General features: G+C 72.7%; 21 protein-coding genes. 11 read left to right on the forward strand and 10 right to left on the reverse strand.

Translation table 11 applies throughout. The features are described from left to right. Positions 1 to 9: 9 nt before the first annotated feature. From sigK to ACFE7W_RS14895, 5 genes are all read left to right on the forward strand, one after another. Positions 10 to 678: an ECF RNA polymerase sigma factor SigK gene (gene sigK / locus ACFE7W_RS14875; protein WP_375425591.1), complete on the forward strand. Its 669-nt coding sequence runs from the start codon at positions 10 to 12 to the stop codon at positions 676 to 678. Continuing rightward, a complete protein-coding gene (locus tag ACFE7W_RS14880) occupies positions 675 to 1,460 on the forward strand; it encodes an anti-sigma factor domain-containing protein (protein WP_375425592.1) in 786 nt (261 codons plus the stop codon). The genes sigK and ACFE7W_RS14880 overlap by 4 nt, the downstream gene beginning before the upstream one ends. A gap of 87 nt (positions 1,461 to 1,547) precedes the next feature. Further along, a complete protein-coding gene (locus tag ACFE7W_RS14885; RefSeq protein WP_375425593.1) occupies positions 1,548 to 2,960 on the forward strand; it encodes a hypothetical protein in 1,413 nt (470 codons plus the stop codon). 56 nt (positions 2,961 to 3,016) lie between these two features. Beyond that, positions 3,017 to 3,727: a demethylmenaquinone methyltransferase gene (locus ACFE7W_RS14890; RefSeq protein ID WP_375425594.1), complete on the forward strand. Its 711-nt coding sequence runs from the start codon at positions 3,017 to 3,019 to the stop codon at positions 3,725 to 3,727. Beyond that, positions 3,724 to 5,505 carry a TM0106 family RecB-like putative nuclease gene (locus tag ACFE7W_RS14895; protein WP_375425595.1) on the forward strand — a complete coding sequence of 594 codons (1,782 nt, stop codon included), beginning with the start codon at positions 3,724 to 3,726 and terminating at the stop codon, positions 5,503 to 5,505. The genes ACFE7W_RS14890 and ACFE7W_RS14895 overlap by 4 nt, the downstream gene beginning before the upstream one ends. A 4-nt stretch (positions 5,506 to 5,509) precedes the next feature. Here ACFE7W_RS14895 and menD read toward each other — a convergent pair whose 3' ends face one another. Both menD and ACFE7W_RS14905 read right to left on the reverse strand, forming a co-directional pair. Then, on the reverse strand, positions 5,510 to 7,144 hold the full coding sequence (gene menD / locus ACFE7W_RS14900; RefSeq protein ID WP_375425596.1) for a 2-succinyl-5-enolpyruvyl-6-hydroxy-3-cyclohexene-1-carboxylic-acid synthase: 1,635 nt from the start codon (positions 7,142 to 7,144) through the stop codon (positions 5,510 to 5,512). Next, positions 7,137 to 8,087, reverse strand: coding sequence for an o-succinylbenzoate synthase (locus ACFE7W_RS14905; RefSeq protein ID WP_375425784.1), 951 nt, complete (start codon positions 8,085 to 8,087; stop codon positions 7,137 to 7,139). Before ACFE7W_RS14905 ends, menD begins: the two co-directional genes overlap by 8 nt. A gap of 65 nt (positions 8,088 to 8,152) precedes the next feature. Between ACFE7W_RS14905 and ACFE7W_RS14910 the strand changes: the two genes are divergently transcribed. Both ACFE7W_RS14910 and ACFE7W_RS14915 read left to right on the forward strand, forming a co-directional pair. Continuing rightward, positions 8,153 to 9,322: an AMP-binding protein gene (locus ACFE7W_RS14910; RefSeq protein WP_375425597.1), complete on the forward strand. Its 1,170-nt coding sequence runs from the start codon at positions 8,153 to 8,155 to the stop codon at positions 9,320 to 9,322. Beyond that, positions 9,319 to 10,221, forward strand: a complete 903-nt coding sequence (locus ACFE7W_RS14915; RefSeq protein ID WP_375425598.1) for a 1,4-dihydroxy-2-naphthoate polyprenyltransferase — start codon at positions 9,319 to 9,321, stop codon at positions 10,219 to 10,221. Before ACFE7W_RS14910 ends, ACFE7W_RS14915 begins: the two co-directional genes overlap by 4 nt. Here ACFE7W_RS14915 and ACFE7W_RS14920 read toward each other — a convergent pair. Genes ACFE7W_RS14920 through ACFE7W_RS14930 form a run of 3 tightly spaced genes read right to left on the reverse strand, consistent with a single transcriptional unit; the run spans position 10,218 to position 13,051 of the window. Further along, complete coding sequence (locus ACFE7W_RS14920) at positions 10,218 to 11,336, reverse strand: PLP-dependent cysteine synthase family protein (protein WP_375425599.1); 1,119 nt, start codon at positions 11,334 to 11,336, stop codon at positions 10,218 to 10,220. The genes ACFE7W_RS14915 and ACFE7W_RS14920 overlap by 4 nt on opposite strands. A 36-nt stretch (positions 11,337 to 11,372) precedes the next feature. Continuing rightward, positions 11,373 to 12,203 (reverse strand): glycosyltransferase family 2 protein, encoded by an 831-nt coding sequence (locus tag ACFE7W_RS14925; RefSeq protein ID WP_375425785.1) that lies wholly within the window; start codon positions 12,201 to 12,203, stop codon positions 11,373 to 11,375. Between the two features lie 50 nt (positions 12,204 to 12,253). Next, entirely contained in the window at positions 12,254 to 13,051 is a 798-nt protein-coding gene (locus ACFE7W_RS14930; protein ID WP_375425600.1) for a CDP-alcohol phosphatidyltransferase family protein, read from the reverse strand. Between the two features lie 87 nt (positions 13,052 to 13,138). Here ACFE7W_RS14930 and ACFE7W_RS14935 point away from each other — a divergent pair, with 87 nt between their 5' ends. Then, the gene (locus ACFE7W_RS14935; RefSeq protein WP_375425601.1) at positions 13,139 to 13,396 is read left to right on the forward strand and encodes a PLDc N-terminal domain-containing protein; all 258 of its coding nucleotides are present in this window, start codon (positions 13,139 to 13,141) and stop codon (positions 13,394 to 13,396) included. A gap of 26 nt (positions 13,397 to 13,422) precedes the next feature. On the opposite strand, the gene ACFE7W_RS14940 is transcribed toward ACFE7W_RS14935, so the two are convergent. Next, complete coding sequence (locus tag ACFE7W_RS14940) at positions 13,423 to 14,640, reverse strand: CDP-glycerol glycerophosphotransferase family protein (RefSeq protein WP_375425602.1); 1,218 nt, start codon at positions 14,638 to 14,640, stop codon at positions 13,423 to 13,425. Positions 14,641 to 14,678: 38 nt separating this feature from the next. Beyond that, entirely contained in the window at positions 14,679 to 16,172 is a 1,494-nt protein-coding gene (gndA, locus tag ACFE7W_RS14945) for an NADP-dependent phosphogluconate dehydrogenase (protein WP_375425603.1), read from the reverse strand. Positions 16,173 to 16,321: 149 nt separating this feature from the next. On the opposite strand from gndA, the gene ACFE7W_RS14950 reads away from it, so the two are divergent. Further along, positions 16,322 to 17,323 carry a hypothetical protein gene (locus ACFE7W_RS14950; RefSeq protein WP_375425604.1) on the forward strand — a complete coding sequence of 334 codons (1,002 nt, stop codon included), beginning with the start codon at positions 16,322 to 16,324 and terminating at the stop codon, positions 17,321 to 17,323. Between the two features lie 122 nt (positions 17,324 to 17,445). Here the strand turns inward: ACFE7W_RS14950 and ACFE7W_RS14955 are convergent, their stop codons facing one another. After that, complete coding sequence (locus ACFE7W_RS14955; RefSeq protein WP_375425605.1) at positions 17,446 to 17,598, reverse strand: hypothetical protein; 153 nt, start codon at positions 17,596 to 17,598, stop codon at positions 17,446 to 17,448. Between the two features lie 494 nt (positions 17,599 to 18,092). On the opposite strand from ACFE7W_RS14955, the gene ACFE7W_RS14960 reads away from it, so the two are divergent. Continuing rightward, the gene (locus ACFE7W_RS14960; protein ID WP_375425606.1) at positions 18,093 to 19,475 is read left to right on the forward strand and encodes a protealysin inhibitor emfourin; all 1,383 of its coding nucleotides are present in this window, start codon (positions 18,093 to 18,095) and stop codon (positions 19,473 to 19,475) included. Positions 19,476 to 19,500: 25 nt separating this feature from the next. Here ACFE7W_RS14960 and ACFE7W_RS14965 read toward each other — a convergent pair whose 3' ends face one another. Next, positions 19,501 to 20,016 carry a universal stress protein gene (locus ACFE7W_RS14965; protein ID WP_375425607.1) on the reverse strand — a complete coding sequence of 172 codons (516 nt, stop codon included), beginning with the start codon at positions 20,014 to 20,016 and terminating at the stop codon, positions 19,501 to 19,503. 158 nt (positions 20,017 to 20,174) lie between these two features. On the opposite strand from ACFE7W_RS14965, the gene ACFE7W_RS14970 reads away from it, so the two are divergent. After that, complete coding sequence (locus ACFE7W_RS14970; RefSeq protein ID WP_375425608.1) at positions 20,175 to 21,842, forward strand: phospholipase D family protein; 1,668 nt, start codon at positions 20,175 to 20,177, stop codon at positions 21,840 to 21,842. A 39-nt stretch (positions 21,843 to 21,881) separates the two neighbouring features. Here ACFE7W_RS14970 and ACFE7W_RS14975 read toward each other — a convergent pair whose 3' ends face one another. Further along, positions 21,882 to 22,625, reverse strand: a complete 744-nt coding sequence (locus ACFE7W_RS14975; RefSeq protein WP_375425609.1) for a YoaK family protein — start codon at positions 22,623 to 22,625, stop codon at positions 21,882 to 21,884. Positions 22,626 to 22,672: the final 47 nt, after the last annotated feature.

Consider the following 22,672-nt stretch of genomic DNA (forward strand, 5'->3'; position numbering starts at 1 on the left):
ACAGTGCTGATGACCAGACCTCATCTCGTGTCGGTGAAGGACACCATGAACGCGTCAACGCAGCCGCCCGAGTCCGGAGGCCAGTCCTCCAGGCTCGGGTCGGTCGCGGGCGGTACCGGTCGCGAGGTCGAGGCCGCTCGCCTCGTCGAACTCCTCTCCCGCTCCGCACGGGGACAGGAGGAAGCGTTCTCCGAGCTCTACGACCTCACGTCCGCCCGGATCTACGGGACGGTGCTACGGGTCCTGCGCTCACCCGACCACGCTGCCGAAGTCACCCAGGAGGTCTACGTGGAGGTCTGGCGCCAGTCAGCCCGCTTCGACGCCGCCAAGGGCAGCGCGATGGCCTGGATGACGACGATGGCCCACCGTCGGGCCGTGGACCGGGTCCGGTCGGTGACCAGCGAGGTCGCCCGCGACGAGCGGTACGCCGTCGTCGGGGTGGACCGCGAGGTCGACCACGTCTGGGAAGGCGTGGAGCAGAAGCTGGACGTGGAACGCGTCCGCAAGGGAATGGCCTCGCTGACCGCGATCCAGCGGGAGGCGTTGACCCTCGCCTACTTCGGGGGTTATACCCAGAGCCAGGTCGCTTCGCTGCTGAAGCTGCCTCTGGGCACAGTGAAGACACGAATACGAGACGGTTTGATCGGGCTGCGGGACGCCCTGGGGGTAGAGGCATGAGCGAGATCCACGGAGCGACCGGCTCCTATGTGCTGAACGCGTTGGACTCCTCCGAACTGGACGAGTTCGAGGCCCACCTCGCCGTCTGCCCGACCTGCAGCCAGGAGGTCGTCGAGTTCTGCGAGACGGCCGCCGAGCTGTCCCTGCTCGCCACGATCGCCGCGCCACCACCCGCCCTCAAGGGCTCGATCATGTCGGCCATCAGCGGCGTCCGGGTGCTACCCCCGGACGCACCCGTCGAGACCGCGCCGGTCGGCAAGGTCGCCCCGGTCGTCTACTCCCCCCACCGGGCCATGCCCGTGGACGAGCTGGCGATCCGTCGTGCCCAGCGGCGCAACCGGGTTCTCTCCCTCGCCGTCGCCGCCGCCATGGTGGTCGCGCTGGCGATGGGTGGCTGGGCCGTGAGCCTCACCCAGAAGCAGCAGAACCAGATTGCCGCGCCGTCGCTGGAGACCCAGGTCTACAACGCACCGGACGTCAAGATCCGCCAGTTCACGCTGAAGGACGGGACGCAGGCCTCGTTCGTGGCCTCGAAGAGCCTGAACAAGGCGTTCCTGACCAGCACGTCGCTGCCCGATCCCGGCGCCGGCAAGACCTACCAGCTCTGGACCCTGCGGGGGAAGCAGGCCATCCCGGACAACCTGCTCAGCGGGGGCAAGGGTGTCGATGCCTGGTTCAACGGTGACATCACCCAAGCCAGCCAGGTGGCTCTGAGCATCGAGCCGGCCAGCGGGTCGCAGCAGCCCACCGCCGACACCATCCAGACGGTCGCCACCCTCTGAGCCCTCGCCGCTCGGCTCGTGAGGGCGACGCGGGACCGTTACGGGGGCCTCGTTCCCAACCCGGGAGCATGCCGCCAGGATGGGCGCATGGAGATCGCCGCGGACACGCTGCAGAAAGCCCTCAGGATCAACCTCGACCCCCGGTGGTACGGGACGGTCGCCGAGATCGGAGCGGGCCAGGAGGTCGCCCGCTGGTTCTTCCGAGCCGGCGGGGCGGCCGGCACGATCGCCAAGTCGATGTCCGCGTACGACATGGCGGTCTCGGACGCGGTGTACGGCCACTCCCAGCGCTACGTCTCCCTCGGCCGGCTGCAGGCGATGCTGGACCACGAGCTCGACCTCAACGTCGAGCGGCTGTCGCAGAGCCGGGGTGACGACACCTGCTTCTTCGCCTTCGCCGACACCGTCGTCGCCCGCAGCTACGCGGGCGGCAACGAGTGCCACGGCTGGATGGGCGTCCGCTTCCAGGCGCACCCGATGGACGAGCCGAACCAGATCGTCGTCCACGTCCGGATGCTCGACGCCGACGCCGCGCTCCAGCAGGAGGCGCTCGGCGTCGTCGGGGTGAACCTGCTGCACGCGGCGTTCTTCGAGCGGCAGGAGCCCGAGGCGATCGTCCAGAGCCTGTTGGACCGGCTGTCGACGGGGCGGATCGAGATCGACATGATCCAGTTCAAGGGGATCGAGTTCCGCCACGTCGACAACCGGCTGATGGCCCTCGAGCTCGTCCGGCTGGGCCTGTCCGGGGTAGCCATGTTCGGCCCGGACCGTGAGGTCCTGCAGCCGAGTGAGGTGCTGCGCAAGCACGCCGTCCTGGTCGAGCGCGGCAGCTTCCGGCCACCCACCGTGGTGAACATCGACATGCTGGACTGCGCGCGGGAGAAGTTCGTGCAGGACCCGGCCGTCGCCGGCAAGCCGGTGCTGTGCCTGGCGGAGCTCTCGATGCGCAACCTGCTGGCCGGCGGCGGCGCCGTCGACCGTCGTGACTTCCTGGCCCGCGCCGACCTGCTCGCCGCCTGTGGGATGACGGTGCTCATCTCCGACTACTTCGAGTACAGCCGGCTCGCCGCCTACCTGGCCGCCCGGACCACCGAGCGGATCGGGATCGTGATGGGCGTGCCGAGCCTGGCCGACCTCTTCGACGAGTCCAACCACGCCCAGCTCCAGGGCGGCATCCTGGAGAGCTTCGGCCGGCTCTTCAAGAACGACCTCAAGCTCTTCGTCTACCCGATGCTGCGCTCGCCGGACCCGTCATCGACCGAAGGTGAGGTCGTGACCGTGGAGGACCTCGAGGTCGGTCCGGGCATCCAGCCCCTTTTCGACTACCTGGCGCAGCGCGGCAGCTTCGTGCACCTGGACCAGTACAAGCCGCAGTACCTGCCGATCCTCTCCCGCGACGTGCTGCGCCGGATCGGCTGCGGGGACCAGAGCTGGGAGCCGATGGTCCCGGCGGCCGTCGCGGAGCTGGTCAAGCAGCGGATGTTCTTCGGGCACCGCTGATCCACCGTGGCCTTCGTGCGCGGTCACTGTCAGTGGCTCGTGGGAGGCTTTTCGACGTGGCAGAGAAGCACGTGCAGAACCGGCGAGCGACGCTCGACAAGCGCAGGGCCGACGTGGCCGAGATGTTCGACCGCGTGGCGGGGCGCTACGACCTGGTCAACGACGTCCTGTCCCTCGGCCAGGACCGGGGCTGGCGGCGTCAGGTCGTCCGGGCCGTCGACGCCCGTCCCGGGCAGCGCATCCTCGACCTCGCCGCGGGGACGGGAACCTCCAGCGAGCCGTTCGACCGCGCCGGCGCCCTGGTGGTGGCCACCGACCTGTCGCTCGGGATGCTCGAGGTGGGGCACCGGCGGCGGCCGACGCTCAGCTTCGTGGCCGGCGACGCCCTCGCGTTGCCGTACGCGGACGGGTCGTTCGACTCCGTCACCATCTCCTTCGGCCTGCGCAACGTCGAGGACACGGCGGCGGCGCTGACCGAGCTGCGCCGGGTCACCCGGCCGGGCGGCACGCTGGTGGTCTGCGAGTTCAGCACGCCGACCTGGCGTCCCTTCCGGACGGTCTACCACGACTACCTCGTGGCCGCCCTGCCGCGGATCGCCCGCGCCGTGGCGTCCAACCCGATCGCTTATGAGTATCTGGCCGAGTCGATCCTGAGCTGGCCCGATCAGGCCGCGCTCGCCGCCCTGATCACCGACGCGGGCTGGCAGCAGGCGGAGTGGCGCAACCTCACCGGCGGCGTCGTAGCCCTGCACCGGGCGCGAGCATGAGCGCGGTCGCGGCCGAGCCGGCCGCGACGACGACGCGGGAGCCGGTGCTGCTGGGGTCGACGGCTGCCGGCAGCTGCCCGGTCAAGACCCATCACGCCTACGACCCGACCGCGACGCTGCCGACGGTGGAGGGCACGTCGGGACCCACGCCGCTGCCCGAGCGCGTCCAGCACGCCCGCGAGGTGGAGGCCCGGCTGCTCGAGGCGCTCATCGCGGCCGCGCCGGGGCTGGTCGTCGACCTGCGGTTGCTGGCCGAGGAGCCCGGCGTCGCCGCCGCCTCGTGCCTGCGGGCGATGACCGTGGGCGCCGAGGTGATCGTGGGCGGCCTGCTCCCCGCCGACCAGGCCGGCGGGAGGCTAGGCCGGCCCGACGTCCTGGTCCGCGGCGCCGACTCCGCCGAAGGCCGGCCCACCTACCACCCGGTCGAGGTCAAGGCCCACAAGGTGCTGCTGACCAGCCGTCGACGCGGAGCGCCCCCCGAGGAGCCGCCGCCCCCGGCCGTCCACGTGTCCCCGTTCACCGCACCCCGTCCGCTCGCGCTGGAGCCGCTGCCGGGCGCGGCGTTCCGGCTCCGCACCCGCGAGGCCGACCTGCTGCAGCTGGCGCACTTCACCCGGATGCTCCAGGCCGCCGGGTTCGCGGCGGCCCAGCCGCTGGCCGCGGTGATCGGGACGGACACGGGCAGCCCGGCCGCCCCGCTGCTCGCGTGGTTCGACCTGTCGGTACCGCTGGTCCGCACGTTCTCGCGTCTCGCGCCGGAGGGCTGGCGGCTGCGCAGCGTGCTCGAGCGCTACGACCACGAGCACGCGCTGCGCCTCGACGTCGCCGCCGTGGCCCGCCGGCAGCGCGGTGCCGCCGACGACCCGGCTCCCCTCGTGCAACCGGTGGTGGGCGATGAGTGCGGCCGCTGCCCCTGGTGGTCGCGCTGCCGCCCCGGGATCGCCGACGACGACGTCAGCCTGCGCATCGGCAAGGGCGCGCTCGACGTCCGGGAGGTGCTCGCGCTGCGCCGGCTGGGCGTCGGCACCGTCTCGACGTTGGCCGCGGCCGACCTGACCGAGCTGCTGCCGGCCTACCTGCCCCACGTCACCCACCGGGGCGGAGCCGACGGGCGGCTGCGGGTCGCGAACCGCCGCGCGCGGATGCTCCGGGACGACGTGGACGTCGACCGCGAGACCACGGGCGAGATCACCTTTCCTGGCGCCGAGGTCGAGGTGGACCTCGACATCGAGAGCGCCGCGGACGGCCGGATCTACCTCTGGGGCTTCCTGGTGCACGACCGCCGCGGGTCCGCACCCCCGACGTACACGCACGTGAGCGCGTTCGACGACCTCGACGAAGCCGACGAGCTCGACCTGGCGCGGTCCGCCTTCGGCTGGCTGCGCGACCTGGTGAACGGCTCTCCCTCGGTCCGGGTCTACCACTACAGCGCCTACGAGCCGGCCGCGATCCGGGGGCTGGCCGACCGGGTGCCGGACGACCCGCTGCTGGCCTGGGCGGCCTCGTACGCCGAGGCGGAGTTCGTGGACCTCTACGACGTGGTCAAGACCCACTTCTTCGGCGTCAACGGGCTGGGGCTCAAACCGATCGCCCAGCACGCGGGCTTCCGTTGGCGTGACGACGACCCGGGCGGCCTCAACTCCCAGGCCTGGTTCGCCGACGCCGTCCACCACGTCGACCCGGCCGTCCGCGACCGGGCGCGGACGCGGGTGCTGGAATACAACGAGGACGACGTGACGGCCACCCAGGTCCTCCGATCCTGGCTGCGCTCGGGGTAGCTGGTCAGAGGGTGGCGGCGATCTGGGCCATCGCCTGGCTGAGCGTGCGCCGGTGCGCTCGGTCGATGACGGCCTCGACCAGCTCCAGCCCGACAGGGGGCTCAGCCAGCAGCGCGGTGAGCTCGTCGGCGTCGCCGACGCGGTGGTAGCGGGTCCGGCTGACCGCCGCCAACGCCTGCAGGTCGGCACCATGAGGGGTGGCGAAGACCCGCTCGAACGCGCGCAGGTGCGCCGGCTGACCCTGTTCGAGGGTGGCGAAGATGCTGCCGCCGTCGTCGTTGGCGACCACCAGCCGCAGGTCCGGCCTCGGCTCCTGCGGCCCGATGACCAGCCCGCCGGCGTCGTGCAGCAGCGTCAGGTCGCCGAGCAGGGCGTGGGTCGGGCGGTCCCGGGTCAGGGCGACGCCGGCGGCGGTGGAGACCAGGCCGTCGATGCCCGCCAGCCCGCGGTTCGCGAACACCTCCGGCGGGTCGGCCGAGACGGCGGCCAGGTCGAGGTCGCGGACCGGGTTGGACGAGCCGACCACCAGCGCGTCGGCCCCGCCGAGCCCGGCCCACAGCGCCCCGGCGAGCGTCGGTCCGGTCAGGTAGGGCTGGGACGCCAGCAGCTCGTCCAGCTGCTCGCGGGCCTGGGCCTCCGCCTGTTGCCAGGCCGCGAGCCACACCGGCTCGCCCACCCCCTCGTCGAAGGTGACGCCGTCGGCGACCGTCGCGGCCGTCCGCCCGGGGTCGGGCCAGTCGGCGTACGGGGAGACGACGACCAGCTCGATGTCGGTCCGGGCGAGCAGCCGGTTCACCGGCCGGGAGAGCGTGGCCCGGCCGAACAGGACGACGCGTTCGATCTCCTCGGCCAGGTCGGCGGCCAGCAGCAGCCGGTAGGTCGACAGCGCCACGGGCCCGCGGCGCGCGTTGCTGGACGGCTCCGCCAGCAGCGGGACCCCGGCCGCCGCAGCCTGTGCGGCCACTGCCTGGCCGAGCGCCGGCGGCAGGTCTCCGGCCACCACGACGGTCTGCGGTCCGGCGGCCAACGATGTCGGCTCGGCAGCGCGGGCCGAGGCCACCCGGACGTCGGGCCCGGCGGGGATGGGAGCGACTTCGCCCGGCACCAGCGGCTCGGTGAAGGCCACGTTCAGCTGGACCGGCCCGGGCAGCCGGCTGCGGGCCCCCGTCGCCGCGGTCAGCAGGCGCAACGTCTCGAACCGCCAGCCTGCGACGTCACCGCCCACGTCGGTGACCGCGGCGAAGGCCCGGACGTGCCGCCCGAACAGGTGCTCCTGGTCGGTGGTCTGGTTCGCCCCGGTGTGGGCCAGCTGGCGCGGACGGTCGGCCGTGACCAGCACCAACGGCAGGTGCGCGTGCCAGGCCTCCAGCACGGCCGGGTGCAGGTTGGCCACGGCGGTGCCGGAGGTCGTGACCACCGGGACGACCAGGCCCGAGCCGCGGGCCAGCCCGAGGGCCAGGAAACCCGCGCTGCGCTCGTCGATCCGGACGTGCAGGGTGAGCAGGCCGATCCGGTCCGCCTCGTAGAGCTCATAGGCCAGGGGGGCGCTTCGCGAACCGGGAGCCAGCACCACGTCCCGTACCCCGGCGCTCAGCAGCGCCTCGACCAGCACCCGGGCGCAGCGCGTCGCCTCAGCCACGTCGGACCGCTCTCGTCGACTCGGCCAGCTCGCGGGTGCGCACGAGCCGAGCCTGCCAGAGGGCGTCGACGGACGGCGACGCCCCGTGCTCGGCCAGCCGTTCCTCGGCCGGCGCCAGGTCGGTGACCTCGAGCGCGCCGTCCCGGGCCACCAGCGGAGTGACGGCGAGGTCGGCGGCGAGCAGCGGCACCGTGTTCAGCCCGCACGCGTACGGCAGCTCGGGCAACGCGGCGGCCAGGGCCACCCCCGCGCGGATACCGACCGAGGTCTCCAGCGCGCTCGAGACCACCACGGGCAGCCCGATTCGCTCGGCGATCTCGAGGCAGGCACGGACGCCGCCCAGCGGCTGCACCTTCAGCACGGCGACGTCGGCCGCCTCGAGCTCCCGGACCCGGTACGGGTCCTCAGCCCGGCGGATCGACTCGTCGGCGGCGATCAGCACGTTCACGCCGGCACGGGCCAGGCGGCGGCGCAGGTCGGCCAGCTCCTCGACCGACGCGCACGGCTGCTCCACGTACTCCAGGCCGAAGCGGGCAAGCCGCCGGACGGCCGTCTCGGCCTCGTCCACCGTCCAGCCGCCGTTGGCGTCGACCCGGATACGGCCCGCCGGGCCCAGCGCGTCCCGGACGGCCTCGGCGCGGGCCAGGTCGTCAGCCAGGGTCTGGCCCCGCTCAGCCACCTTCACCTTGGCCGTCCGGCAGCCGGCGGCGGCGGCCAGCGCGCGCGCCCGGTCCGGGGGCAGGGCGGGGACGGTGCTGTTGACGGGGATGCGGCTCCGCACCGGCTCCGGCCAGCCCACCTCGGCCGCCTCGACCGCGGCCCGCCACCACGGCACCAGCTCCGGTCCGTCGTAGTCGAGGAACGGGCTCCACTCGGCCCAACCGGCGGCACCCCGCCAGACCATCCCCTGCCGCTCGTCGATGCCGCGGAACCGGGTGCGCATCGCGATCGCGTAGGTGCGGGGGGCGCTCACCCGACCAGTCTCGCGCACCCGGCTAACCTTCTGGCGTGCTGGAACCGACGGCCCCTGACCGGCGGCTGCGCCTGGTGGAGCCCGACAAGCTTCCGGAGGCGCTGGCCGCGGCGCTCGCGGGCGGTCCGCCGATCGCCCCGTTGCCACCGCCCGGCCTCGAACGCGAGCAGGCCATGGCCATGCTGGTGCCGGAGGAGCCCGTCGAGGCCGACGCGGCGGTGGTGGTCTCGACCTCCGGGTCGACCGGCCACCCCAAGGGCGTGCTGCTGTCGGCCCGGGCGATCCGGACCGCCACCGCCGCCACCCACGAACGTCTCGGCGGCCCGGGCGACTGGGTGCTGGGGCTGCCGGCGCACTACGTCGCCGGGCTGATGGTCCTGGCCCGGGCGGAGGTCGCCGGCACCACCGCAGCGCGCGTCCGCTCCGACCTCGCCGACCTTGCCCAGGTGACCGATCGGCTCGGGAGCCGCCGCTACCTCTCGATCGTGCCGACCCAGCTCGCCCGGGCGCTGGAGCAACCGGTCCTGTTGCCCGCGCTCACCAGCTTCGACGCCGTGCTGGTCGGCGGCGGTCCGCTCGCCGGGCCGCTCGCCGACGCCGCCGCACGGGCGGGCGTCGCGGTCGTGACCACCTACGGGATGAGCGAGACCTGCGGCGGCTGCGTCTACGACGGGGTCCCGTTGGCCAAGGTGGACGTGGCTCTCGACCCTGTCGACGGGCGGGTCAGCATCGGCGGAGGGTCGCTGTTCTCCGGCTACCGGCTACGCCCGGACCTGACCGCGGACGCCGTCCGGAACGGTCGGCTGGTCACCGCCGACCGCGGCCGGTGGGCCGACGGTCGGCTGACCGTCCTCGGCCGGCTCGACGACGTGGTGGTCAGCGGCGGGATGAACGTCGACCTGACCGAGGTGGAACGGGCGGTCCGCTCCTGGCCCGAGCTCGGGGTCGGCGACGTGGCCGTGGTCGGCGTCCCGGACGTCGAGTGGGGCACGGCGGTGGTGGCGGTGCTCGAGGGCGACCAGCCCGACCCGGAGGCGTCGGGCCGGCTGCGCGCCCACCTGCGCGACCGGCTGCCCGCATACGCCGCGCCGCGCGCCCTGCTCGGCCGCAGGCCGCTGCCGCGGACCAGCAGTGGGAAGATCGACCGCCGACGACTCGTCGCCGACCTCATCCCGTCCGACCCCCCGACCCAGGAGCCTGCGTGACCGCCGAGCTGGCACCGCACCCGACACCCGGCCAGTGGCTGGCGGGGTCGCGACCCCGGACCCTGCCCGCGGCCGCGTCCCCGGTCATCGCGGCGACCGGGCTGGCCGTCTTCGCCGACCGCTTCGCCCCCGTCGCCGCGCTGCTGGCCCTGGTCGTCGCCCTGGCCCTGCAGGTCGGGGTCAACTACGCCAACGACTACTCCGACGGCATCCGCGGCACCGACGCGAACCGGGTCGGGCCCGTGCGGCTGGTCGGCTCGGGGCTGGCGCGTCCGGCCGCGGTCAGGCGGGCCGCGTTCGGCTCGTTCGGGCTCGCCGGACTGGCCGGCCTCGGGCTGGTGCTGCTGACGGGGCACTGGTGGCTGATCGCCGTCGGCGTGGCCTGTGTGCTGGCCGCGTGGTACTACACCGGTGGACGCAGCCCCTACGGCTACCGCGGGCTGGGCGAGGTCTCGGTGTTCGTCTTCTTCGGCCTGGTCGCGGTGTCGGGAACGGCCTACGTCCAGGTCGGCCGGGTCTCGGCCGCGACCGTGCTCACCGGAGCCTGGGTGGGTGCGCTGGCCTGCGCCCTGCTCGTCGCCAACAACCTGCGCGACCTCCGTGGTGACGCGGCCACGGGCAAGCGGACGCTGGCCACCCGGCTGGGCGACCGGAACACCCGGCTGTTCTACGCCGGCCTCGTCGCGGGGGCCGCGGCGCTGGTCGTGGTGGTGGGCCTGCTGACCAGCGTCTGGGCCCTGCTCGGCCTGGCGGGGCTGGCCGTCGCCGTCCCGGCCTGCCGACGGGTGCTGGGCGGCGCCGTCGGCCCGGAGCTGGTGGCCGTGCTCAAGAACACCGGCACCACCGAGCTGCTGGCCGCCCTCGGCTTCGCCCTCGGCCTGGTCCTGTCCCGCCTCTAGGCCGACTTGTCAGAACCCAGTTGCCCTGGGGGACAACTCAGTTCTGACAACTCGGGTTCGAAGGCTCCGGTGCGCAGGAAATCGTCCAGGACCGCGGTGTAGGGGGCGAGGTCCCAGCCGTGGGCGGCCACCCAGTCATCGTCGTAGTAGCTGTTGACGTAGCGGCGCCCGTCGTCGCAGAGCAGGGTCACCACACTGCCCGGGGTGCCCGCGGCGACGAGCTCACCGACCAGCTGCAGCGCACCCCACAGGTTGGTGCCGGTGGAGCCGCCGACCCAGCGGTCCAGCTTCGCGGTGGCCCAGCGCATGGCGGCGACCGAGGCGGCGTCCGGGACCGCGATCATCCGGTCCACCACCTGCGGCACGAAGCTCGGCTCGACCCGGGGCCGGCCGATGCCCTCGATCCGGGAGCCGACGGCGGTGGCGTCCGGGTCGCCGGTCAGCCAGGCGGCTGAGAACGCCGAGCCCTCCGGGTCGACCACGCAGAGCCGGGCGTCCAGCCGCTTCATCCGCAGGTAGCGGCCGATGGTCGCGCTGGTGCCGCCGGTGCCCGCACCGACCACCACCCAGGCCGGCACGGGGTGCGGCTCGCGGGACAGCTGGGCGAACATCGACTCGGCGATGTTGTTGTTGCCGCGCCAGTCGGTGGCACGCTCGGCGTAGGTGAACTGGTCGAGGAAGTGCCCGCCACGTTCCGCCGCCAGCGCAGCCGCCACGGCGTAGATCGTGCCCGGGTCCTCGACCAGGTGGCAGCGGCCCCCGTAGAACTCGATCAGCGCGCACTTCTCCCGAACCGTGGTCGCCGGCATCACCGCGACGAAGTCCAGGCCGAGCAACCGGGCGAAGTAGGCCTCGCTGACCGCCGTCGAGCCGGACGACGCCTCGACCAGCGTCGTGCCCTCGGTGATCCAGTTGTTGCACAGCCCGTAGAGCATCAGCGAGCGCGCCAGCCGGTGCTTGAGGCTGCCGGTCGGGTGCACCGACTCGTCCTTGAGGTAGAGGGTGACCCCCCACGACGGCGGCAGCGGAAACACGTGCAGGTGCGTGTCCGCACTGCGGTTGGCGTCCGCCTCGACCTGACCGATCGCCCAGCTCGACCACTCCCGCGCGTTCATCCGGGTCACGCTACTGCTCACCCGCTGACGACTTCGTCAGATGAGCGGCGGGTGGCCGGCCAGGGCCATCCGGCCGACGGTGCGCCACGACATCGGTCGGCGCCGGCCGCCGTCGCGGCTGAGTCCCAGCCAGTACCCGCGGAGGGTCTCGACCACCGCCTCCCGGGTGCGCAGCCGGATCCCCCCGATGGCCGCCCAGACGAGCACGTAGACCACGCCGACGGGAACCGGCAGGTTGCGCCGGGCCAGCCAGACCCGGTTACGGGCCTGGAACCGGTAGAACTCCGCATGCCGGGTGGGCTGGATGGCGGGGTGCTGCACCTCGAGCTCGCCGTCGTAACGGACGTGGAAGCCCGCGTCCCAGACGCGCCAGGCGAGCTCGATGCCCTCGTGGGCGTACCAGAACCGTTCGGGCCAGCCGTTGGCGAAGTCGAAGGCCTGCCGGCGCATCGCCACCGCCCCCTCCCACACCGACATGGCCGGGCTGCTCCGGCCCGGGTCCCCGACCAGCACGCGTGGGGTCCAGCGCCGCGGCGCCGGCCGGCCGTCGGGGTCGACGACCCGCGGCTGCACCAGCCCCAGCTTCGGGTCGGCGGCGAACTGGGCCGCCATCGTGGCCAGCACCCGGTCGTGCGGCAGCCGGGCGTCGTCGTCGAGGAAGAACAGCAGGTCGCCACTGACCAGCGGGACGCCGGCGTTGCGACCGGCGGGAATGCCGAGGTTGAGCGGCAGCCCGTGCGCCCGGACGCCGGCCGGCAGGCCGACGGGCAGCCAGCCGTTGCCCACCACCACGACGTCCAGCTCCACCCCGGTCTGGCCGAGCAGGGACTCCAACGCGAGGCCGAGGTCGTCGGGCCGGTTCCCCATGGTGAGCACGACTGCCCCGAACCGCGGGTGGTCCTCCGCTGAGCCGCCGCTCATCGCAGCCGCGAGGAGGTCAGCACCGCGGCGAGGTGGCCCACCACGGTGACCAGGGCGGCCGCGACCAGGGCGGCCAGCAGGACGCGGGTGGCGGCACCGTCGGCGACGAGGTCCACGAGCGCCGCCACGAGCACCAGCAGCGACAGCTCGACGGAGTGGAAGACGCGGTGGAACGGGACGAACCGGGCCACCTGACGCGCCCGCCGGACCACACCGCGGGTCGGCACCTTCACGGCCTCGGCGTCGCGCACCTGGGCCATCCCGGCGTAGTGCCGGGAAACGTGCACCAGGTCGTTCTCGACCTTGTTCAGCGCCACCAGCAAGCCGAGCAGCAGGCCGGCGCTGATCCACACCCCGCTCAGGGCCAGACCACCCGTGGCCCGGACGCCGAGCGCGACCGCGATCCCGCACTCGGCGACGTAGTGGCCGATCCGATCCAGGTAGACCCCGAGCGGGGACGAGGTCCGCCGCCAGCGGGCCACCTCGCCGTCGGAGCAGTCCAACAGCATCTGCAGCTGGACGAACAGGACCGCCAGCACGGCGCCGACCACCGACGACCAGCCCGTGGCCACCGCGGCGAGGGCCGCGCTGAGGATCATCAGCCAGGTCACGCCGTTGGCGCTGAACCCGGCGCGGAGCAGCACCCGGGTCAGGTACGGCGAGATGTCGCGCAGGTACGCCGACGCGACCCAGTGCTCGGCGCCGGCCCGGGTCCGCACGCTCGGCGGCTGGGTGACGTCGCGCAGCTCGGCGATCGTCGGCCCGCCGGGCGCCGTCGGACGTGGTTCAGGCATCCGGTCAGCCTAACGGCGCGGTCGGCCCCAGCCGGGCAGCGCGCCCGCGGCGTTGTCCCCTCCGGCGCCGCGACGCATACTTCCCTTATGGGGAGGTACCTGCCGATCATCATCGTGGTCCTGTTGATGATCTACTGCGTGGTCGAGGTGGCGCAGGCCCCGCCGTACGCCGTTCGCCGGATGCCCCGCTGGCTGTGGGCCACCGCCATCATCTGTCTGCCGCTGATCGGCGCCCTCGGCTGGATGTTCCTGGGTCGGCCGAACGCGGACTCCCTCGGCACCCGGGCTCGGACCCAGCGGCCGACCGCCCCCGATGACGACGCCGACTTCCTCCGCGGGCTCTAGGAGCCCGTCGTGCTCGGCCAGCCGGCTCAGTGTCCGGTCGTCGCGTAGGCCTGCTCGATCGCGGCGGTGAAGCGCGCGGTGCTGGCCCGGTCGGCGGTCTCACCGAAGTAGTGCCGGCTCAGCTCGGCCAGCCCGGGGTCGGACACGGCCAGCCGCGCCAGCACGTCCGAGGCGTCGGCAGCGGCCAGCAGCGGCAGCCGTTCCAGCAGCGGTGAGACCGGCCGGTACGCCTCTTGTGCCGGCTGAGTGACCGCCAGCGGTTTCCCCGTACCCAGCCAGTCGTAGGCGACGGCCGAGACGTCGGTGATGCAGGCGTCCGCGAAGGCCCACTGCCAGCCGTACGGGCCCTCGTCCACCAGGTGCCGGTCGCGGTCGGCCCGCAGCAGCTCCCGGATCCGACGGTCCGCGGCCGCGTGCGCCGGGGACGCCGTACCCGTCCGGGGGTGCGGCCGGTAGACCACCCGGACCGACGCGTCGGCGAGGAGCGCCTCGACCAGGGCCACCCCGTGGCTGGCCAGGGAGCCGTACGCGATGCTCGGCCGATCCCCCTCCCAGGTCGGGGCGTACCAGACGCGCCGCCCCGAGCCGACGGGCCAGTCCGGGGCCCCGGGGTAGTCGTGGTCGAGCTGCGGACGGCCCACCTGGACGGTCCGGGTGGCCGGGTCGAACCCGCGCAGCGCGGCGCCCAGCCGCTCGCTGCCCGCTGGTCCGCCGACGAACGTCAGGTCGTACGCGACGTGCTGGTGGGAGACGCTCGAGGCCTTGTCGCTCTCGCCGTGGCCGAGCTGGATGTGCACGGGCGCGGCGAAGCGCAGCATCCGGAAGTTGGCCTCCACCTGGTTGAGGTAGAGCACCAGCCGGATGTCCCGCTCGGCCACCAGCTCCTCGAGGGCGGCACTCCCCCGTGCCAGGGTGACCGGGAGCCGGCTCTGCCGGATGAGCTCCGCGCCCGTGTCGGGGCGGTCGGTCACGACCACCACCGGGCGGTGCCCGGCCAACTCCTCCAGCGGCCGTCGCCACTGCTCGAACTGGTAGAGGTTCTCCGGACCGGTGGCGAAGAACACCGCCACCGCCCCGTTGGGCAGCATCGCGTGCCGAGCCGCCCGACGGGCGAAGCCGGGGGCCGCCACCTCGTTGGCCGCCCGGGTCGCGAGCGCCCCCGTCAGCCTTCCCACCCGTTCGACCGGTCGGGCGAACCGCCGTACGCCGGCCGGGAGCCCGGGCAGTCTCAGGACGGGGGGCATGCTCAGAACGGGGGGCCGCTTCAGGACCGGGGGCATCCTCAGGCCGGAGTCGGGTCCGCCTTCTCGGCCGGCTCGGGCACCGGCTTCGAGACGTCCTCGATCGCGGTCTCGCTGCGGTCTCCCGTCCACTCGGTGTGGAAGGAGCCCTCGAGGTCGACCCGCCGGTAGGTGTGGGCGCCGAAGAAGTCGCGCTGCGCCTGGATGAGCGCCGCGGGCAGCCGCTCGGCGCGGATCCCGTCGTAGTAGGCCAACGAGGACGAGAACGCCGGCGTGGGGATCCCGTTCTGCGCGGCCCCGGCCACGACCCGGCGCCAGGCGGCCAGGCTGTTGCCCACCGCGTCGGCGAAGTAGTCGTCCGCCAGCAGCAGCGGCAGGTCGGGCTCGCGCTCGTAGGCCTCGGTGATCCGGTTCAGGAAGCGGGCTCGGATGATGCAGCCACCCCGCCAGATCCGGGCCATCGCGCCCCGGTCGACGTCCCAGCCGTACTCGGCGCTGGCGGCGGCGATCTGGTCGAAGCCCTGGGAGTACGCGACCACCTTGGAGGCGTAGAGCGCCTGCCGGACGTCGTCGACGAAGGCCTCGGGGTCCGAGATGTCCCAGCCGGCGGTGTGCGCGGCCAGCTTGCCGCGGGCCGCCTCGCGCTGGGGCACCGAACCCGAGAGCGCCCGGGCGAAGGTCGCCTCGGCGATCCCGGTGATGGGGACGCCGAGGTCGAGCGCGTTCTGCACCGTCCAGCGGCCGGTGCCCTTCTGCTCGGCCTGGTCCAGGACGAGGTCGACGAACGCACCTCCGCTCTCGGCGTCGGTGTGGGCCAGCACGTCGGCGGTGATCTCGATCAGGAACGACTCGAGGTCGCCCTCGTTCCAGGTGGAGAAGATCCTGCCCGTCTCGGCGGCGCTCGCGCCGGTGGCCGCCCGGATCAGGTCGTACGCCTCGGCGATCAGCTGCATGTCGGCGTACTCGATGCCGTTGTGCACCATCTTGACGAAGTGGCCGGCGCCGTCGGGCCCGACGTAGGTGCAGCACGGCTGGCCGTCGACCTTGGCGGAGATGTCCTCCAGCAGCGGACCCAGCGTCTCGTAGGACTTCCGCGAGCCGCCCGGCATGATGGACGGCCCGTTCAGGGCACCCTCCTCGCCGCCCGAGACCCCGGTGCCGACGAAGTGCAGGCCGTGCTCCTTCAGCCAGCCCTCGCGCCGGATCGTGTCGGGGAAGTGCGCGTTGCCGGCGTCGATGACGATGTCGCCCTCGTCCAGCAGCGGGATCAGCTCCTCGATCACCGCGTCGGTGCCCGGACCGGCCTTGACCATGATGATCACCCGGCGCGGCTGCTCGAGGGACGCGACGAAGTCGGCCATCGACTCCGAGGCCACGAAGTCGCCCTCGGAGCCGGCCTCGGCCAGCAGCGACTCGGTCTTGGCGTAGGTCCGGTTGTGGATCGCCACCCGATGGCCGTGACGCGCGAAGTTGCGGGCGAGGTTGCGGCCCATCACCGCAAGACCGGTGACGCCGATCTGGGCAAGCTCGGGCATGAGGGCACTCCTTGGCTGGGTCGTCGGGCGGCGGTCAGGGGCGGTCGGTCCGCAGGTGCGGATCCCGAGGCCGGAGACATTCTCCTCACCCGCCCCCGGGCCGCTACAGTCTAGGGACCCCCACCCCTGAGGTCGAAGGACGACGTACCATGCTGCAACCCCTGGGCATCAGCACCGAAGCGGAGTCGGTCTACGTCGCCCTCGCGCCCATCGGTACCGCCGGGGCCGAGCAGCTGGGTGAGCTCACGTCGCTCCCGCCGGACACGGTGGCCTCGTCGCTGGAGAATCTGCGCGAGCTGGGTCTGGCGACAGAGCTGTCCCGCGGTCTGTGGCGAGCACTGCCCATGCCCGAGGTGATCAAGGCACTCCGGGCGCAACGCCTGTCCGAGCTGGAGATGGCTACCGTCGCGGCCGACTCGCTGCACAGCCACCTGCTGGCGGCGTCGCAGTCCCAGACCGACGACGTGCGCATCGTGGTGGGGCGGGAGGCGATCGTCGCCGCGAACCGCGAGCTCTGCGCCACGGCGCAGAAGGAGATCTGCGTCTTCGACAAGCCGCCGTACGCCGAGGAGCGGTCTCCCACCGAGGAGGCCCTGAGCGAGGAGGCGCCGGAGTGGCAGGCCCTCGAGCGCGGTGCGACTCTGCGCTGCGTCTATCACCCGGGCTTCGACGCCGACCGGTTGAAGGAGCTCACGCTCTACACCACGAAGGGCGAGCAGTCCCGGACCGCACCGGTGCCGATGAAGCTGGTGATCGTCGACGCCGAGCTGGCGATCATCCCGTCCATGCGGTCCTACCTGCCCGGCTACGAGCTGCGCATGTCGGTGGTGCGGCACTCGCTGCTGGTGGAGGCGTTACAGCGAATGTTCGACGCCGTCTGGGACACCGCGGTTCCGATCGTCGCATCCACGTTCTTGGAAATTGATCCGCGACGGCAGATGCTCATGTCGTTACTGATGACCGGGTCAACCGATCAAGCCATCGCCAGCAATCTCGGCATCAACGTCCGTTCGGTCCGCCGATGGATATCCGAACTGATGGACGAGCTCGGTGTGACCACGCGACTACAGCTTGGTGCCGCCATGGTGCGCGCCGAATATGTGCGCACCCAGACCACGGGAAATCTGGCTGGAGTCACGACTTTGCTTTGACGTGAGCGCCCTGACGCCGAATCCACCTGCCCGCGACCTCGATATGGCCGCGGGCCGAACTCTGACCATTCTCAGCCGTCAACTTCTGAACGCCCAGGCGTGGTCCCGCCAAGGACTGAGGCTCAGACGCCGTGTGCGCCGGAGGTCACCGAGACGTACTTGACGCCGTGGGCGGCGTGCGCCGGCGTGGCGCTGACGGCGCCGAGCAGCAGAGCGGAGACGGCGGCAGCGCCGAGAACACGAGCGGCCTGACGAGCGATGCGAGACGAACGCATGGCGATTTCCTTTCGATTGCCCGCAGTTGCTTGGGGGGTGCGCTGCGGAACTGATGAGGTTTCGAGAAGAACGTTAATCAGACCGCCCCAGGAAAGTCACCTCCCGAAGGTGGCAACTTGAGGACATGTCCTCAAGTGGACATGCCGAAATCGCGTTAGGTGCTCTCTGGCCCGATAACGCGTCCTGGTCTGCCGTCGCCGCACATGGTCCATAGCCCCCGTGGTCATGGAATCGCTCACCCCCGAGGGAGGAGCCGTCACCGTGCGTAGCGATCAATTGACCGCGAATGGTTCGGCGATTACTCTCGCTCGACACATTCACCGATCAGCCTCACCCTAATGATCACCCTCGTCAAGCCACAGCATCGGCGTTTTCGCTAAATTCCCTTCGCTCGAGGGCCGGTGGAACCAGTTCCCGGCCGGGGTCGAGGCGAGGTGTCAGTGACCCCTGCGAGGATCCTGGGACTCACCGCCCTCGAGCTCCCGGAGTCCACATGACCTGCACCTTCGTCCCGCCCTACCTCCTCGCTCGCCTCGCCTCGACCGGAGCCGACCCGACGCTCGCCGGGGCCGGCCGGAGCACCCTGCAGGTCGACGCGCGGTTGCGTGACCAGCGGGCGGGCGCACCCCGACAGCCCCCTGCAGCCCGGACGACGGCCGTCTCCTCCGACCCCGCCGAGCGCGTCATCCGCACCGCCGACCACACCGAGCAGCTGCCCGGGACGGTCGCCCGCGCGGACGGCTCGCCTCCGACCGGGGACGTGGCGGTCGATGAGGCCTACGACTCCTCCGCCCAGGTCTGGGACCTGTTCGCCACCGAGTTCAACCGGCCGTCCGCCGACGGCACGGGATCGACGCTGACGGTCACCGTGCACTACGGCCAGGACTACGACAACGCCTTCTGGGACGGCAGTCAGCTGGTCTTCGGCGACGGGGACGGCCAGGTCTTCGACCGCTTCACCAAGCCGATGGACGTGATGGCGCACGAGTTCGCCCACGGCGTCACCCAGTACACCGCCGGTCTCACCTACGAGGGACAGTCCGGCGCGCTGAACGAGAGCGTCAGCGACGTCTTCGCCTCGATGACCAAACAGCGCGCGCTCGGCCAGGACGCGGTGTCGGCGGACTGGCTGATCGGCGAGGGCATCTTCCTGCCGGGGATCAACGCCAAGGCGCTCCGCTCGATGACCGAGCCGGGCACGGCCTACGACGACCCGAGGCTCGGCCGGGACCCCCAGGTGGGGTCGATGGCCGACTACGTCACCACCACCGAGGACAACGGTGGCGTGCACCTCAACTCGGGCATCCCCAACCGCGCCTTCGCGCTGGCGGCCATCGCCGTCGGTGGCCTCAGCTGGGAGCGCACCGGCAAGGTCTGGTACGACGCGCTGACCGGCGGTGAGGTGGGTGCGGACGTGGACTTCGCCGGGTTCGCCGCCGCCACGGTCGGCTCGGCGACCCGGCTGTTCCCCGACGACAGCGCCGTGGCCGGCCACGTCCGGGCCGCCTGGCAGCAGGTCGGGGTGATCGCGACGGACGTGGCCGGCACGCCGGCACCGACCACGCCGCCGGTGGATGTCGCCCCGGCCGAGCAGGCTCGGCGGCTGGCCGTCCGGCGTACCGGCGGTTTCGCGGGGGCGACCCGGCGGGGCGAGCTGGACCTCGACGACGACCCGCGGGGTCCGCAGCTGCGCCAGCTGCTGCAGCGGGCAGACCTGACGACGCTCTCGCCCGGCGCGGCCAGCCCCGACCGCTTCGTCTACACGGTCGCGCTCGACGCCTGGCAGCTCACGCTGCCCGAGCAGGACCTCACCCCGGAGCTGCACGAAGTGGTCCGGATCGTCCTCGACGACGCCGGTGGAGTCGACCTGGGCTGAGCCGGATGCCGGGACCGCCACACGCTCAGCCCGGACCCGGCGGTTCCCAGGGCAGCGGGCCCCCAGCCGGCACCGGGGCGACCGGTACCACGATCACCGGGCGGTGCTGCCGGTGCGCCAGCTGGGCGGCGACCGAGCCGCCGAAGAACTCCTTCAGCCCCGAGCGGACGCCACGGCGCCGGCTACCCACGACGATGGCGTCGACGCCGCAGATCTCGGAGAGCCGGCTGAGGGCGTACGCGCGGTCGCCGGCCAGCTCCCGGAAGCTGACCTCGGTATCGCCGACCAGTGACCGGATGTGTTCAGCCAGGGATGGGTCGAAGTCGGTGTCGGCCAGCTCGGGCAGGTCGGGATCCAACGGCCGGGAGACGACCGTGCCGTCCGCACGCTCCTCCACGACGTAGCGGCCGACGTCGACGTGCGCGCAGACCAGTGCCGCATCCAGGGCTCGCGCGAACTGCAGCGCCTGCTGCAGGACCACCTCGGCCTGGCCGTGGTTGACCCCGACCAGGATGCAGCGCCGCCTGGACTGCTCGCTCATGGGTCCTCCTGCCGATGCTCGCCACGATAGCCCTGGTCGCGGCGGACGGCGAGGCCCTGCGCAGGCGGCAGGCGGGACACAGCCGGGGGACACCGAGGGAAGGCGCAGCGCCCACCCCGGCGCACTACTGTGAGGGCGTGCGGACGGCGGTGTAGCGAGTGGCTCTGGAGCTGGACGAGTGGTTGCTGAGCAAGGAGGAGCGCGGCAACGACCAGACTGCTCTCGACGACCAGCACCCGGGTCCGGGCGCCTGGTCGACCGGCAACCACGTCCGGCCTCTGGTGCACGGGGCGACGTACTTCGCCGAGCTGGCCGAGCGGATCGTCGGTACCGCACCGGGCGACCTGATCTACTTCACCGACTGGCGCGGCGACCCCGACGAGCAGCTGACCGAAGACCCGGCCAGCGGGATCGAGGACCTGCTGTCGGCCGCGGACGAGCGCGGCGTCGACGTCCGGGGCCTGATCTGGCGCTCCCACTGGGACAAGCTCTCCTTCTCGGCCGCGGAGAACCGGCACCTGGGTGAGCAGCTGCAGGCCCACGGGGCGGAGGTGCTGCTGGACATGCGCGTCCGGACCGGCGGCTCGCACCACCAGAAGCTGCTGGTCATCCGTTACGGCGGCGCCCCGGAGCGCGACATCGCCTACGTCGGCGGCATCGACCTCTGCCACTCCCGCCGTGACGACGCGCGCCACCTCGGCGACCCGCAGCCGCAGTCGATGGCCGGGGAGTACGGGCCGCGGCCGCCGTGGCACGACGTTCAGGCCGCCATCTCGGGACCGGCCGTGCACGACGTCGAGACCGTCTTCCGGGAGCGCTGGCTGGACCCGACGCCGCTGAGCCGCAACCCCTTGCAGCGGCTGCACGACCGGCTGACCCGGATGGACACCAGTCCCGACCCGCTGCCCGAGCAGGCGCCGCCGCCGGGGCCGGTCCCGGGCGGCACCCACGTCGTCCAGCTGCTGCGCACGTACCCGAACCTGCGGCACGGGCGGGACTACCCCTTCGCGCGAGGCGGGGAGCGGAGCGTGGCCCGCGGCTACAGCAAAGCCCTGGCCCGCTCCGACGAGCTGGTCTACCTCGAGGACCAGTACCTGTGGTCGGTCGACGTGGTCCGGGCGTTCGTGGACAACCTGCAGCGCAACCAGCAGCTGCGGGTCATCGCGGTGCTGCCCCAGCTGCCCGACCAGGCTGGTCCGCTCTCCCGCGTCCCCCAGCAGCTGGGTCGGCTCGAAGCCCTCCGGCTACTGAGCCGCGCCGGCGGCGACCGGGTCGCGGCGTACGGGCTGGAGAACCACGAGGGCACCCCGGTCTACGTGCACGCCAAGGTCTGCGTGATGGACGACTGCTGGGCCACCATCGGCTCGGACAACTTCAACCGACGCTCCTGGACCCACGATTCCGAGCTCTCGGCCGTGGTCGTGGACACCGATGGCGGCGACCACTCCGCGTACGCGCGGCGGGTCCGGCTCACCCTCGCCGCCGAGCACCTGGACCGCGAGATCGGCTCGGCGGAGTTCCCCGGCGACATCTCCCGCATCCAGCACGGCACGGCCCCCGGCGACGTGGACGACAGCGACCTGCTCGAGCTGATGGCCGACTGCCTCAGCGCGGAGGGCATGTTCGAGGTCTTCGCCGCCTCGGCAGCCCGGCTGCAGGCCTGGCGCGACGGCGGCCGGCAGGGTGAGCGACCACCCGGACGGCTGGTGCCGCTGCCCCCGATCACGCTCTCGCCGTGGCAGCGGGCGTGGGCCGAACCCCTCTACCGCGTCGTCCACGACCCGGACGGGCGGCCGAGGGCGCTGCGGCGGCAGGGCACGTTCTGAGGTGCTGCGCTGGATGATCGACCGTGACTCGTCGTCGCGTCAGGATCGATCAGCGGGGGTGGACGCGGGGCTCGAGACCGTGTCGGCGGCCCGGCCGAGCGCCAGCTGTGCGTCCCGACCCCGGGCGCGGCCCAGCACGGCGGCCGCCACCGCCATCACCACGCCGGCCAGCAGCAACGCGTACGGGCCGCCGAGGTGGTGGACGACCACCGCGGAGGCCAGGGCGCCGAGGCCCATGGTGAGCAGCGCGCCGATCCGGCGCGACCAGGCCACCGCCGCTCCACCGGCCAACCGGCTGTCGGCGGCCAGGTTGACCAGGGTCATGGTGACCACGACCGTCGAGAGGTCCCGCAGCCCGATGTGCCGCACCGCGGCCGCCTGGGCCCCCAGCAGCAGCGCGAGCAGACCGGTGAGCACGATCATCGTCGGCCGGCTGATCTCGCCGAGCGCCAGCCAGACCAGGGCCAGGACCAGGACCGCGACGGTGTCGACCAGCACGATCAGCAGCGCCCGGAGCGGCAGCCGGACGGGTCCGGAGGCACTGCGGGTGAGCCGCGAGCCGAGGGCCGCGCCGAGCGCGAAGGTGAGCAGGGCGACCAGGTTGTTGACCACCGGGATGCCCTCGACGCCCACCAGCCCGAACGCCACGAACAGCACGTTGCCCGTCATGTTGCCGGTGAAGACACGGTCCAGCGCGAGGTAGCTGACCGCGTCCAGGGCTCCGGTGGCCGCGGTCAGGATCAGCAGGCCCGCGGCGTAGCCGCTCTCGACCCGGTCCGACATGGGTTCCTCCTGAGACGTCAGCGCTGCCGGGCTCCGGCGTGCGCTCA

This window comes from uncultured Friedmanniella sp., assembly GCF_964244285.1.
In the GTDB taxonomy this organism is placed as follows: Bacteria; Actinomycetota; Actinomycetes; order Propionibacteriales; family Propionibacteriaceae; genus Microlunatus.